This window comes from Rathayibacter sp. AY1B7, assembly GCF_002932735.1.
Lineage (GTDB): Bacteria > Actinomycetota > Actinomycetes > Actinomycetales > Microbacteriaceae > Rathayibacter.
The window spans coordinates 46,816-60,196 of the sequence record NZ_PSWK01000005.1; the positions used below are offsets into that span (position 1 = coordinate 46,816).

Below are 13,381 nucleotides of genomic sequence, written 5' to 3' on the forward strand. Positions count from 1 at the left end.
CCGCCCCCGGTGACAGGGGCGACCGCGGACGTCGGGGCGCTAGTGGTGGCCGTTGCCGTGGCCGGCGGTGGCCGGGCCGACGGCCGACTTCGAGACCTGCATGAGGAACTCGACGTTGGACGAGGTCTCCTTCAGGCGCGACAGGATGATCTCGAGCGCCTGCTGCTGGTCGAGCCCGGCGAGGGCGCGGCGCAGCTTCCAGGTGATCTTGACCTCGTCGGCGCTGAGCAGCATCTCCTCGCGGCGCGTGCCGGAGGCGTTCACGTCGACGGCGGGGAAGATCCGCTTGTCGGCGAGGTGACGGGAGAGGCGGAGCTCCATGTTGCCGGTGCCCTTGAACTCCTCGAAGATCACCTCGTCCATCTTCGAGCCGGTCTCGATGAGCGCCGTCGCGAGGATGGTGAGCGAGCCGCCGTTCTCGATGTTGCGCGCCGCTCCGAAGAACTTCTTCGGCGGGTACAGCGCCGAGGCGTCCACGCCGCCCGAGAGCACGCGGCCCGAGGGAGGAGCGGTCACGTTGTAGGCGCGGCCGAGACGGGTGATGGAGTCGAGCAGCACGACCACGTCGTGGCCCAGCTCGACCAGGCGCTTCGCGCGCTCGATCGCGAGCTCGGCGACGGTCGTGTGGTCCTCGGCCGGGCGGTCGAAGGTGGAGGCGACGACCTCGCCGCGCACGGTGCGCTGCATGTCGGTGACCTCCTCCGGACGCTCGTCGACCAGGACGACCATCAGGTGGACCTCGGGGTTGTTCTGCACGATCGCGTTGGCGATCTGCTGCAGGACGATGGTCTTGCCGGCCTTGGGCGGCGCGACGATCAGGCCGCGCTGTCCCTTGCCGATCGGGGCGACCAGGTCGATGATCCGCTGGGTCAGCTTGCCGGGCTCCGTCTCGAGGCGCAGGCGCTCGGTCGGGTAGAGCGGCGTGAGCTTCTGGAACTCGACGCGCGCAGCGGCCTCCTCGACGGTCTGGCCGTTGATCGAGTCGACGCGGACGATCGCGTTGTACTTCTGGCGGCCGCCGCCCTCGCCCTCGCGGGGCTGGCGGATGGCGCCGACGACCGCGTCGCCCTTGCGCAGGTTGTACTTCTTGACCTGGCCGAGGGAGACGTAGACGTCGCTGACGCCGGGCAGGTACCCGGTGGTGCGCACGAAGGCGTAGTTGTCGAGGACGTCGAGGATGCCGGCGACCGGGATGAGGACGTCGTCCTCGCCGATCTCGGGCTCGAAGTCGTCGCCGATCGCTCCGCCGCGGCGCTTTCGGTCGCGGTAGCGGCTGCGGCGGCCGTCCTCGCCCTCGGCCTGCTGGCCGTTCTGGGGCTGTCCGGAGCCGTTCTGCTGAGGAGCCTGCTGGCCCTCGGACTGCGCGGCGCCGCGCGCGCCTTGGCCGTTCTGCGGCTGGGACTGCGCGGCGGGGCTCTGCTGAGCGTCGTTCTGGCGGTCGTCCCCGCGGTTGCGGTTCCGGTTGCGTCGGTTGCGGCCGCGGCCGGTGCCCTGCTGGTCGCCGTTCTGCTGCTGGTCTCCGCCCTGCTGCTCCTGCTGGTCGCCGGATTCGGAGGAGTCGGCGTCGTTCTCGGCGGGCGCCTGCTCGGCCTGCTCGGAGGCGCCCCCGCGGCTGCGGCGGCGTCCGCGGCGCTCGCGCTGGCCGCCCTCGCGGGAGGAGTCGTCCGACTCCGGCCCGTTGGGCAGCTCGATGTCGATGACGGGCTTCGCAGCCTGGTCGGCGTCGCGGTCCTGCTCGATGACGGGGAGGTCGGGGATCAGCGACTCCACGCCGGTCCCGCCGGGGATGTTGAGGTGCTCGCCGGCGGCGACGGTGCCGCTGGAGGCGCGGCGCGAGCTGCGTCGGCGGGGCGCGCGCTCGGCGGGCTCGGCGACCGGCTCGGCCGCCGCGGGGAGCTCGAGCTCGACGGGGGCCGACTCGGCGGCCGTCGCGGAGGGCTCGTCGACTATGGGCGCGGCCTGCTCGAGGACGTCGGCCGTGTCGGCCTCGGTGCTCTCGACGGGCGTCGGCAGCTCCGCCGGCGCCTCGGGCTGCGGAGCGGACTGCTCGGCCACATCGGCTGGCTCGGCCTCGACGCCGGTGGCGTCGACGTCCGGGGCGACCGCTGCGTCGTCCGGAGCGACCGCGTCGGCGATCGCGGCGGGCGCGTCCTCGGCGGAGGCGGCGCGCAGGTCCGAGATGGCCTGGACCAGCTCGCCCTTGCGGAGCTTGGAGGCGCCGCCGAGGCCGAGCCGCGTCGCGAGAGCCTGGAGCTCGGCGACGCGCAGACCGGAGAGGTCGGCGGTGAGGTCCACGGCCGAGCCGTGGGTGTTGACGTCTGTCACTGGAGAGGGTTCCTTCCCCCCGGGAACGAGTGCTCACCGGGAGAGCTCATCGACCGTGCGGTGCCATCGCGTGTTCTGATCCACGCGATGCTCTCGGCCGCCGGGACCGACTGCCGCAGAGAGCGAGGAGAGGGTCCGGAGACCAGGCGCCGGTCTGCAAGAGGAGCAGGGGCGCCCTTCACACGATGTGATGGCCGTGGTTGTCGGGACGATCCGTCGGACAGATTCCGCTCGTTACGCGGTTCCTCGGGATGCGGTCCCCACTGTAGCACCCTTGAAGTCGACGGCCAGCATGTGCGCGCGCCACGGCGTGGGGGCCTCCCGCTCCACCAGATCCGCGGCGGCGAGGCGCTGCGCGGGGTCGCTGCAGAGCACCAGGACGCTCGGTCCGGCACCAGAGACGACCGCCGCGTAGCCGTGCGAGCGCAGCAGCGCGATCAGCGCTGAGGTCTCGGGCATGGCGGCCGCGCGGTAGTTCTGGTGCAGCTTGTCCTCGGTCGCCGCGAACAGCAGCTCCGGGCTCTGGATGAGGGCGGCGATCAGGAGCGAGGAGCGCGAGACGTTGAACACCGCGTCCTCGTGCGGCACGCTCTGCGGCTGCAGCGAGCGTGCCAGCCGCGTCGACATGGTGTGCTCGGGCACGAAGACGACCGGGGACACGCCGCGGTGGACCATGAGCTTCTTGGAGCGCGGTCGCAGCGGCGAGTCGTCGGCGCCGGAGGCGTGCGGCTCGACCCAGGCGATGGTGAGGCCGCCGAACAGTGCGGGCGCCACGTTGTCGGGGTGCCCCTCCATCTCGGTGGCGATGCGGAGGAGGTCGTCCGAGTCGAGCTCGACGACGCCCTCGAGCAGGCCCTTCGCGGCCATGATGCCGGAGACGATCGCGGCGCCGGACGAGCCCATCCCGCGGCCGTGCGGGATGATGTTGCGCGCGATCACCTCGATGCCGGGCATCTCCTGCCGCTGGTCGGCGAACGTGTACGCGATGGCCTGCACGACGAGGTTCGTCTCGTCGGTCGCCACCTCGCCCTCGCCGACTCCGTGCACGGTGACCCGCGCACCCGTGGCCGCGACGGCCGTCACGTCGAGCTCGTCGTAGAACGAGAGCGCCAGGCCGAGCGTGTCGAAGCCGGGGCCCAGGTTCGCCGAGGTGGCGGGGACCTTGACGTGGACGGTGCGGCCGACGGGAACCGCCGAGGTCATGCGCCGGCCAGCCCCAGCACGTCCGCGATCGCGGCGGTATCGACCGGGACGACGGTCGGCGTGATGTCCGCGCCGTCGGCCGTGCGGAGCGCCCACTGCGGGTCCTTGAGCCCGTGGCCGGTGACCGTCAGGACGACGGTCGCGTCCTTCGGGATCGCTCCGGCCTCGGCGCGCTCGAGGAGCCCCGCGACGCTGATCGCCGACGCCGGCTCGACGAAGACGCCGACCTCGCCCGCGAGGATGCGGTACGCCTCGAGGATCTTCTCGTCGCTGATCGCGCCGAAGTAGCCGTCGCTGACGGCGCGCGCGTTGAGGGCGAGCTCCCACGAGGCCGGGTTGCCGATCCGGATCGCGCTGGCGATCGTCTCGGGGTGGCGGACCGGGGCGCCGTGCACGATCGGAGCGGAGCCCTCGGCCTGGAAGCCGAACATGCGCGGGAGGCGGGTCGACTCGCCGCGCTCCAGCTCCTCCGAGTAGCCGCGGAAGTAGGCGGTGTAGTTGCCCGCGTTGCCGACCGGGACGATGTGGAAGTCCGGCGCGTCGCCCAGCACCTCGACGACCTCGAAGGCCGCGGTCTTCTGGCCGGCGATGCGGTCCGGGTTCACCGAGTTGACCAGGTGGACCGGGTAGTTCTTCGCGAGGTCGCGGGCGATGTCGAGGCAGTCGTCGAAGTTGCCCTGCACCTGCAGCAGCTGCGCGTTGTGCGCGATCGCCTGGCTGAGCTTGCCCAGGGCGATCTTGCCCTCCGGCACCAGGACGGCCGCGGTGATGCCGGCGTGCGTCGCGTAGGCGGCGGCCGACGCGGAGGTGTTGCCGGTCGAAGCGCAGATGACGGCCTTCGCGCCGTGCTCGACGGCCTTCGAGATCGCCATGGTCATGCCGCGGTCCTTGAAGGAGCCGGTCGGGTTCATGCCCTCGTACTTGACCCACACCTTCGCGCCCGTGCGCGCCGAGAGGGCCGCCGCGGGGATGAGCGGCGTACCGCCCTCGCCGAGAGTGATGACCGGGGTCGCCTCGGTGACATCGAGGCGGTCCGCGTACTCGTGCAGGACTCCGCGCCACTGCTTGGCCATCTCAGGCTCCTTCAACTCGTAGAACGGACGTCACGGCGCCGACGAAACCATGCGAATGGAGGGCGGTGACGGTGGCCGCCAGATCGGATTCCGCCGCGGCGTGCGTGCCGATGACCAGGGTAGCGGTCGGCTCGCGCCGCTCCGCACCGCCCTGCTCCTCCAGCGGGTCGGCGCCGGGCGGGGTCTGCACCAGGGTCTCGACCGAGACGCCGTGGTCGGCGAAGACGCCCGCGATCTGCGCGAGCACGCCGGGGCGGTCGAGCACCTCGAGGGTGACCTGGTACCGGGTGGTGACGTGGCCGATCGGGAGGACCGCGAGCCCGGAGCTCGCGCTGGTCACCAGGCCGGGGCCGCCGACGACGTGGCGGCGGGCGGCCGACACGACGTCGCCGAGGACGGCGGAGGCCGTCTCGATCCCGCCGGCGCCGGCGCCGTAGAACATCAGGTCGCCGGCCGCCTCCGCCTCGACGAAGACCGCGTTGTTGGCCCCGTGCACGGCCGCGAGCGGGTGGGAGCGGTGCACGAGCGCGGGGTAGACCCGCGCGGACACGCCCTCCACGCCGGTCTTGGCGTCGGTCAGCCGCTCGCAGATCGCGAGCAGCTTGATCACGTAGCCGGAGTCGCGGGCCTGGTCGACCTGCGCCTTCGTGATGCCGGTGATGCCCTCGCGGTGCACCAGGGTGACCGGGACGTCGGTGTGGAAAGCGAGGCGGGCGAGGATCGCCGCCTTCTGCGCCGCGTCGTAGCCCTCGATGTCGGCGGTCGGGTCGGACTCGGCGTAGCCGAGCTCGGTCGCGCGGGCGAGCGCGTCCTCGAGGCTCGCGTGCTCGGTGTCCATCCGGTCGAGGATGTAGTTGGTCGTGCCGTTGACGATGCCGAGGATGCGGTGGACCCGGTCGCCGGCGAGGCTGTCGCGCAGCGGCCGGATGATCGGGATCGCGCCGGCGACGGCCGCCTCGTAGTTGAGCTGGGCGCCCACCTGGTCGGCGGCCTCGAAGAGCTCGTTGCCGTGGGCGGCGAGCAGCGCCTTGTTGGCCGTGATCACGTCCGCGCCCGACGAGATCGCCGTGAGGATGTGGCTGCGGGCGGGCTCGAGCCCGCCGATCAGCTCGACCACGATGTCGGCGCCCAGGATCAGCGACTCGGCGTCGGTGGTGAGCAGGTGCTTCGGGATGTCGGCGGTGCGGGGCGCGTCCACGTCCCTGACGGCCACGCCTACGAGCTCCAGCGGCGCCCCCACGCGCTGGGCGAGCTCGTCGCCGTGGTCGAGCAGGAGGCGCGCCACCTGGGCACCGACGGACCCGGCGCCCAGCAGGGCGACGCGGAGGCTGCGGTACTCGATCATCGGGAGGTGGCCTTTCGTTCGATGCCGGCGTCGCGGCGGAGGAGGTCCTCCTCGGTCTCGCCGCGCACGAGGACGCGCGAGCGCCCGTCGCGGACGGCGACCACCGGGGGGCGCCCGAGGTAGTTGTAGTTGCTGGCGAGCGACCAGCAGTAGGCGCCGGTCGCGGCGACGGCGAGCAGGTCGCCCGGCCGCACGTCCGCGGGCAGGAAGTCGTCGTGGACGACGATGTCGCCCGACTCGCAGTGCTTCCCGGCCACCCGCACGAGGGCGGGCTCGGCCGAGGAGGAGCGGTCGGCGATCCGCGCCGTGTAGTCGGCGCCGTAGAGCGCCGGACGGGCGTTGTCGCTCATGCCGCCGTCGACGCTGACGTAGCGGCGGACCGCGGTCGAGCCCTCGGAGCCGACCGTCACGTCCTTCACGGTGCCCACCTCGTAGAGGGTGACGCCGGCGGGCCCGATCAGCGAGCGGCCGGGCTCGATCGCGATGTGCGGCACCGGGACGCCGCGGGCGGAGCACTGTTCGGCCACCGCGTCGGCGACGGCGGCCGCGATCTCGGCGATCGGGGTCGGGTCGTCGGCACTGGTGTACGCGATGCCGAAGCCGCCGCCGAGGTTGAGCTCCGGCACGGGCCCGTCCGCGAGCAGTGCCGCGTGGACGTCGAGCAGGCGCGACGCCGACTCCGCGAACCCGGCGGAGCCGAAGATCTGGGATCCGATGTGGCAGTGCAGCCCGAGGAACCGCAGGGAGGAGAAGGAGCGGATGCGGGCGACCGCGGCCGGGCAGTCGGCGAGTGCGAGGCCGAACTTCTGGTCCTCGTGCGCCGTGGCGAGGAACTCGTGGGTGTGCGCGTGCACTCCGCTGTTGACCCGGAGGCGCACCGCCTGCACGCGGCCGTGCCGCTCGGCCGCGGCTGCGACGCGCTCGATCTCGACGAGGCTGTCGAGCACGATCGTGCCCGCGCCCACCTCGACGGCCCTGTCGATCTCGCGGAGCGACTTGTTGTTGCCGTGGAGGCCGAAGCGCTCGGGCTCGATCCCGGCGGCGAGGGCCACTGCCATCTCGCCGCCGCTGGAGAGGTCGAGGTTCAGCCCCTCGTCGCGCATCCAGCGGGCGACCTCGGTCGAGAGGAACGCCTTGCCCGCGTAGTAGACCGTGACGCCGGTGCCGATGCGGCCGAGCTCGCGGGCGAAGACCTCGCGCATCTCGACGGCCCGGCGGCGGGCGTCGGCCTCGTCCACCACGTAGAGAGGAGTGCCGTGCTCGCGCACCAGCTCGGCGACGGGCACTCCGGCGATCCGGATCCCGCCGTCCTCGCCGCGCTCGGCGCTGTCCGGCCACACGCCGTCGGCCAGGGCGTTCGGGTCGGCGGGCGTGTGCAGCCACTCAGGCGCGAGCGGATGCCGGGGGGCGCGGGCGCGGGCGTCGACGGTGTCCACGGGTGAGACCTCACAGGAGAGAGTGGGAGCGTCACTGCGGGGCGAGCGGGTCCGGATTGACCCCTGAAGCCAGCGATGTCAGTGTTCGGCCCGCGGAAGACGCCGGCACAGGGCTCCGATCCTACCGGTCCGGGGCGGCGGCGCCGCGCGGGCTCAGGCGCACGTGCCCGGTTCCTGCTCCGCGGGGTCGCTGAGGAACGTCGGAGAGAGCGCGAAGCTCGCGTTCAGCGACTCGTCGGCGACCTCGACTCCGGTCAGCGTCAGTCCGCGCGGCACCGAGTCCGCGATGCACACGGAGGACGGAGCGAGCAGGTCGCCGGAGACGGCGCCGAAGCGGTCGCGGAAGTCGGTCGCCGAGAAGGTCGCACCGGCGGCGGAGACCTCGGCCGGGGTCAGCCGGATGGCGCCGTCCACGGCGGCGAGCTCCATCCCCACGCCCGCGCCGAGCCGGAGACCCAGCACCTCGACGGAGGCGGTCACGCGCACGAGCGGAGCGTCCAGGGTCACCTCGTCGACAGGAACGGTGCTGCGCTCGGTGACGAGCCGCGAGACCGAGGCCGCGTCGATCGCGACCGTCGTGCTGCCCGACTCGACAGCTCCGACGCCGCTCACCGGCACCCCGATCAGGGTCGCGGCGACGTCGCCGTCGAGCTCGCCGAACGTCACGTCCGGGCTGCGCAGGTCGAGCCGGTCCAGCCGCCCCGAGACGAGCTGCGGGAGCACGGCCCAGCCGGCGACGTCGACGTCCACCGCCCGGTCCGCGGGCAGTGCGAGCGCCTCGCGGAGGCTCGCGGCGGCGCGGTCCGCGACGGCGCGGCGGGCGAGCGAGTCGCCCACCACCGCCGCGACCACGAGCAGCACCAGCACCACGACGACCACCACGGCCGCGCGTCCCCCGCGCCGGCGCCGCGGCGCCGCCCCCGACGCGCTCACATCCGGTCCGGGGCCGTGACGCCCAGCAGGGAGAGCCCGTTGCGGAGCACCTGCCCGGTCGCCTCGTTCAGGCGCAGCCGGGTCGAGTGCACGGACTCGACCGGGTCCTCGCCCTGCGGCACGACCCGGCAGTTGTCGTACCAGCGGTGGTAGAGGCCGGCGACCTCCTCGAGGTACCTCGCGACGCGGTGCGGCTCGCGCAGCTCCGCGGCGTGCGCCACGATGCGCGGGAACTCCTGCAGGCCGCCGAGCAGCGCCGACTCGGTCGGATGCACCAGCGTCTCGGGCGCGAACGGCTCGACGGGGACGCCCGACGCCGCGGCCTTCGCCGCGACCTGGCGGGTGCGCGCGTGGGCGTACTGCACGTAGTAGACGGGGTTGTCGTTGCTCCGCTTGGTCAGCAGGTCGAGGTCGATGTCGAGGGTCGAGTCGGCCGAGGAGCGCACCAGCGAGTAGCGCGCGGCGTCCACGCCGACGGCCTCCGTGAGGTCCTCCATCGTGACGACGGTCCCCGCCCGCTTGGACATCCGGACCGCCTCGCCGTCGCGGAGCAGGTTGACCAGCTGGCCGATCAGGATCTCGAGGTTCACGCCCGGGGTGTCGCCGAACGCCGCGCACATCGCCATCATCCGGCCGATGTAGCCGTGGTGGTCGGCGCCGAGCATGATGATCGCCCGATCGAAGCCGCGCTCGCGCTTGTCGAGGTAGTAGGCGAGGTCGCCCGCGATGTAGGCCGCCTCCCCGTCGCTCTTGATGATGACGCGGTCGCGGTCGTCGCCGAACGAGGTGGTCCGCAGCCAGGTGGCGCCGTCCGCCTCGAAGATGTGCCCGAGCTCGCGGAGGCGCTCGATCGCGCGGTCGACGGCACGCGACTCGTGCAGGGAGTTCTCGTGGAAGTACACGTCGAAGTCGACGCCGAACTCGTGCAGGCTCTGCTTGATCTCGCCGAACATCAGCTCGACGCCGATCGAGCGGAAGGTCTCGGCGAGCTCTTCCTCGGGCAGGACGGCGAGGTCGCCCGGGTAGGCGGCCGCGACGCGCTCGGCGATGTCGCCGATGTAGGCGCCGCCGTAGCCGTCCTCCGGGGTCGGCTCGCCGCGGTGGGCGGCGAGGAGGCTCCGCGTGAAGCGGTCGATCTGCGCGCCGTGGTCGTTGAAGTAGTACTCCCGGGTCACCTCGGCGCCCTGCGAGAGGAGCATCCGGGCCAGGCTGTCGCCGACCGCCGCCCAGCGCGTCCCGCCGATGTGGATGGGGCCGGTGGGGTTGGCGGAGACGAACTCGAGGTTCATTCGGACGCCGGCGTAGGCGGACCCGGTGCCGTAGGCCTCGCCCGCCTCGACGATCGCGCCGGCAAGGGCGCCCGCGGCCGCGGCCTCGAGCCGGACGTTGAGGAAGCCGGGACCGGCGACCTCGACCGTGGCGACGCCCTCGACCGCGCCCAGCCCCTCGGCCAGCTCGGCGGCGAGCTCGCGCGGGTTCGCGCCGACCCGCTTCGCGAGCTTCATCGCGATGTTCGAGGCCCACTCGCCGTGGTCGCGGTTCTTCGGGCGCTCCAGCACGACGTCCGAGAGCTCGACGCCCGCATCGCTCCCCCGTCGCTGCACGGCGTCGAGGACGAGGGCGTGCAGGGAGGCGGCGAGCTGTTCGGGAGTCACGGGGAGCGATTCTACCGGCCGCCGCGCCCGCGCCCCCCGTCCCTCCTGCACCGCGGAGCCGCTCGGCAGGGCGGCGTTGCTAGGGTGCGACGCATGCGCCGTCCCGCCGCCCTCCTCCTCGTCGCCCTCGCCGCGGCGGCCCTCTCCGGCTGCTCCCCCGCGGCCGACCCGGAGCCGAGCGCGAGCGGCGCCGTCAGCGGCACGCCGATCCCCCTCGCCTGCGAGCAGCTGGTCCCGGCCTCGGCGCTCGCGGGCCTGTGGGGCGGATTCTCCCCGGACGACGGCATCGGGACCACTGCCGTCTCCGAGGAGATCGCCCAGTACGACGGCCTGGTCTGCGGATGGTCCGACGATTCGGGCGCCGAGCTGCAGCTGGCCGTGGCCCACCTCGACCCCGCGGTGATCGAGGCGCTCAAGAACGAGTTCTTCACCACCAGCAAGGCCGTCCCCACCTACGGCAAGCCGCCGGAGATCGAGGGCTACTACCAGGTGACCGAGGGGCGGGGCGTCGCGGACGCCTTCGTCGGCGAGTACTGGATCGAGGCGTCCAGCGCCTCCTTCGTCGAGCCGGGGGACCCCGAGCCGCTCGTGCGGTCGGCGATCGGCGTCCTCGCCGGCTGAGCCCCGGCGTCAGCCCAGGCGCACCGGCGAGACGTGGTCGTCGACGAGCGCCGCGTCGCAGTCGGCCTCCACGCTCATCCCGGTCAGGCGCAGGTCCGTCAGGTAGCTGCTGAGGAACGCGGTGTCGGCCGTGTCCCGGCCGGACGAGATGCGCAGCATCGACCCGCGCGGAGCCAGCCGGGTCGCGTCCACGACGTGCCAGGCGCCGCCGGCCCAGGCCTCCGTGACCGCGTGGAAGTCGCGTGGCTCGAGGCCCGGCGCGTAGACCGCCGTCACCCGGGCGGGGATGTCGAGAGCGCGGAGCAGCCCGGCGACCGTGTGCGCGAAGTCCCGGCACACGCCCTGGCCGCTCTCGATGACCTGCGCCGCTCCCCCGGTGCCGACCGTCGAGCCGTAGACGTACGACAGGTGGCCATGCACCCATTCCTCGACGGCCGTCAGCGCCTCGAAGCCCCGGGCCCGCCCGAACTCGCGCCGGGCGATCCCTCCGAGCACGTCCGCCTCGGCGTACCGGCTCGGCCGCAGGTACTCGACGAGCTCGAGCTCGCTCGGCTCGTCCGGAGCGCCGTGCCCGGCGACCCGCGCCCGGTACTCGACCCGCAGGTCGCCCTCGTTCCCCGCGACGCGGTGCACGCGGGCGCCGTGCCGCGCCGGGAACTCCCGCACCGGCACGTCCTGCCCGTCGAGCCGGACGGTGAAGGAGTCCTCGAACGAGTCGCCCGTGGGCGTCGCCGCCACCAGGAAGATCAGGTCGGTCGGGCCGTTCAGACGCAGATCCAGCGAGGCGGAGACAGTGCGCAGCATGGCTCCATCGTGGCATGCGCGAGGACCGCTCCCGGCGTCGGGGCCCGCCCCGCCCGGGTGCTAATGTGGTCAGGCACTCCTGGCCCCCATAGCTCAGGGGATAGAGCACTGCCCTCCGGAGGCAGGGGCGTAGGTTCGAATCCTACTGGGGGCACACCCGCGGTCCTCCGCTCTCCTTCCTCGCACATGGGCGCTCAGCTCCGGTGCTCGACGCCCCTCGAGGCGCACCCCTCCATCACGGACCGAGCGGCGTCACCCGGTGGGCGACCGAGTCCGACCGTGGCGCTCCTCACCCGGCGCTCCGACACTCCCGAGACAGCACGAAGGCCCGCGATCGTCGATCACGGGCCTTCGTGACGTTCACCACCGGCACTCGGCCGGTCGGGCTCACTCGTAGAGGTGGAAGGTGCCGGCGCAGTCGGCCGAGCAGAAGCCGTCGCGGCGACGGGCCGAGGCCGCTCCGCAGGCTTCGCAGCGGCGGCGTCCGAGCATCCGCGAGATCAGGCTCTGAGGCGCCGACGCGACCACCGAGACCGGGGTGTCGGGGCGCACGGGGGATCCCGTGGTCGAATCGAGCTGGATCCCAGCGGTGTCGAGCGTGGCGCGGAGCATCCGCGTTCCTTCCGATCGGTGAACCATGTGCGAGCACTGTATTGCCAGTCCCTGAGATTCTGCGAAGGGCTTGACGCGGCTCGCGATCGAGAGGAGCCGAAATCGACATCTGTCGGTCAGTCGGGATCGACCCGGGGAACGACGAACAGCCGCGCCCCCTCCTGGCGGAGAGAGGCAGGCTGTTCGGGCGTCGGGGATCGGTGGGCGGACGACGCCGAAGCTCATGGGAGCGGGGCGTCGAGCCCGGAACGACCGGGAAGTGGGCCTAGTACGCGCCGCTGGTGCTCCGGGTGTCGATCGCCACCGTCGGTGCGCGAACCGGCACCGGTCGCAGGGCGGGGAGCGAGGCGCTCCTGCCCGTGCGGAACGGCAGCAGGACGAGCATGACGGGAAGAAGGACGATCCACAGGAGGACCGACAGCGCGAGACGCACCCAGATGGAAAGAATATTGAGCATTTTGTGCCGCCTTCGGGTGACGGTAGAGGTGAACTTCGCGAACAGGATCATCGGGCCGACGGGGAGAGAAGAGTAGAAATGCGCCACTGATCGCGCCTCTCCCGCCACGCCCCCGAGCGGTCTGTTGCTCCTCATTCGTCGCCCAGCGCCGATCGGATGGGTCGATCCCGCATCCGATCGACACACGGCCCGCCCAGTGCGTCCTCCTGGGAGCCGGGCCGTAGGGTGAGCGCGTGAAGATCCTTGTCGTCGAAGACGATCCAGCCATGGGTGAGGCCCTCGTCGGCGGCCTCGAAGACGCCGGCTACGAGGCCGTGCTGACCACGAACGGCATCGACGCGCTCGTCGCGTTCAGCAACGCCGAGTTCTCGGCCGCCATCGTGGACGTCATGCTCCCGGCGATGTCGGGCTTCGAGATCTGCCGCCGGATCCGCGAGCTCGGCCGGCCCACGCCGATCATGCTGCTGACCGCGCGGGACGCGATCGAGGACCGCGTCTTCGGGCTCGACGCCGGAGCGGACGACTACCTGACCAAGCCGTTCGCGTTCACCGAGCTCAACGCGCGCCTCCGGGCCCTCCTGCGCCGCAGCCCGTCGCTGATGTCCACCTCGATCGACGTCGGACGCATCACCGTGGACGGATCGAGCATCCGGCGCACCGCCGACGGCTCGCGCATCCACGTCAGCCCGAAGGAGCTCGAGCTCCTCAAGCTCCTCATCACTCCCGTCGGCTCCGTCGTGACCCGCCAGCGGATCCTCTCCGAGATCTGGGGCGGCGGCGAGATCGTCGACAACAACATCGTCGACCAGTACGTCAGCTACCTGCGCAAGAAGCTCCCGACCGAGGACACGGGCGTCAGCATCGTGACCGTCCGCGGCAAGGGCTACTTCCTCCGCCCGGTCGAGTAGCCCGTGTCG

General features: G+C 72.5%; 12 protein-coding genes and 1 tRNA gene. 3 read left to right on the plus strand and 10 right to left on the minus strand.

Annotated features, from left to right (window positions below; all coding sequences use genetic code 11):
• Nucleotides 1-39 precede the first annotated feature (39 nt).
• The 7 genes from rho to argS all read right to left on the minus strand — a co-directional run bounded on the left by rho (nucleotide 40) and on the right by argS (nucleotide 9,970).
• The gene (gene rho / locus C5C95_RS04390; RefSeq protein WP_104323891.1) at nucleotides 40-2,325 is read right to left on the minus strand and encodes a transcription termination factor Rho; all 2,286 of its coding nucleotides are present in this window, start codon (nucleotides 2,323-2,325) and stop codon (nucleotides 40-42) included.
• Nucleotides 2,326-2,559: 234 nt separating this feature from the next.
• A complete protein-coding gene (thrB, locus tag C5C95_RS04395) occupies nucleotides 2,560-3,528 on the minus strand; it encodes a homoserine kinase (RefSeq protein WP_104223004.1) in 969 nt (322 codons plus the stop codon).
• A complete protein-coding gene (gene thrC / locus C5C95_RS04400; RefSeq protein ID WP_104323892.1) occupies nucleotides 3,525-4,601 on the minus strand; it encodes a threonine synthase in 1,077 nt (358 codons plus the stop codon). Before thrC ends, thrB begins: the two co-directional genes overlap by 4 nt.
• Before the next feature lies 1 nt (nucleotide 4,602).
• Nucleotides 4,603-5,946, minus strand: coding sequence for a homoserine dehydrogenase (locus C5C95_RS04405; RefSeq protein WP_104223002.1), 1,344 nt, complete (start codon nucleotides 5,944-5,946; stop codon nucleotides 4,603-4,605).
• Nucleotides 5,943-7,382 (minus strand): diaminopimelate decarboxylase, encoded by a 1,440-nt coding sequence (gene lysA / locus C5C95_RS04410; protein ID WP_104225560.1) that lies wholly within the window; start codon nucleotides 7,380-7,382, stop codon nucleotides 5,943-5,945. The genes C5C95_RS04405 and lysA overlap by 4 nt, the downstream gene beginning before the upstream one ends.
• A 153-nt stretch (nucleotides 7,383-7,535) precedes the next feature.
• Nucleotides 7,536-8,264: an LmeA family phospholipid-binding protein gene (locus C5C95_RS04415; protein ID WP_181125555.1), complete on the minus strand. Its 729-nt coding sequence runs from the start codon at nucleotides 8,262-8,264 to the stop codon at nucleotides 7,536-7,538.
• A 47-nt stretch (nucleotides 8,265-8,311) separates the two neighbouring features.
• Nucleotides 8,312-9,970, minus strand: coding sequence for an arginine--tRNA ligase (gene argS, locus C5C95_RS04420; protein WP_104323894.1), 1,659 nt, complete (start codon nucleotides 9,968-9,970; stop codon nucleotides 8,312-8,314).
• A gap of 93 nt (nucleotides 9,971-10,063) precedes the next feature.
• Here argS and C5C95_RS04425 point away from each other — a divergent pair, with 93 nt between their 5' ends.
• Nucleotides 10,064-10,591, plus strand: coding sequence for a hypothetical protein (locus C5C95_RS04425; RefSeq protein ID WP_104225558.1), 528 nt, complete (start codon nucleotides 10,064-10,066; stop codon nucleotides 10,589-10,591).
• Between the two features lie 9 nt (nucleotides 10,592-10,600).
• On the opposite strand, the gene C5C95_RS04430 is transcribed toward C5C95_RS04425, so the two are convergent.
• The gene (locus C5C95_RS04430; protein WP_104323895.1) at nucleotides 10,601-11,395 is read right to left on the minus strand and encodes a transglutaminase family protein; all 795 of its coding nucleotides are present in this window, start codon (nucleotides 11,393-11,395) and stop codon (nucleotides 10,601-10,603) included.
• Nucleotides 11,396-11,477: 82 nt separating this feature from the next.
• Here C5C95_RS04430 and C5C95_RS04435 point away from each other — a divergent pair.
• A tRNA-Arg gene (locus tag C5C95_RS04435) sits at nucleotides 11,478-11,549 on the plus strand.
• A gap of 233 nt (nucleotides 11,550-11,782) precedes the next feature.
• Here the strand turns inward: C5C95_RS04435 and C5C95_RS04440 are convergent.
• Both C5C95_RS04440 and C5C95_RS04445 read right to left on the minus strand, forming a co-directional pair.
• The gene (locus tag C5C95_RS04440) at nucleotides 11,783-12,007 is read right to left on the minus strand and encodes a hypothetical protein (protein ID WP_104222996.1); all 225 of its coding nucleotides are present in this window, start codon (nucleotides 12,005-12,007) and stop codon (nucleotides 11,783-11,785) included.
• A gap of 265 nt (nucleotides 12,008-12,272) precedes the next feature.
• A complete protein-coding gene (locus C5C95_RS04445; RefSeq protein ID WP_146087047.1) occupies nucleotides 12,273-12,515 on the minus strand; it encodes a hypothetical protein in 243 nt (80 codons plus the stop codon).
• A 182-nt stretch (nucleotides 12,516-12,697) separates the two neighbouring features.
• Here C5C95_RS04445 and C5C95_RS04450 point away from each other — a divergent pair, with 182 nt between their 5' ends.
• Nucleotides 12,698-13,372, plus strand: coding sequence for a response regulator transcription factor (locus tag C5C95_RS04450; RefSeq protein ID WP_258059273.1), 675 nt, complete (start codon nucleotides 12,698-12,700; stop codon nucleotides 13,370-13,372).
• Nucleotides 13,373-13,381 lie beyond the last annotated feature (9 nt).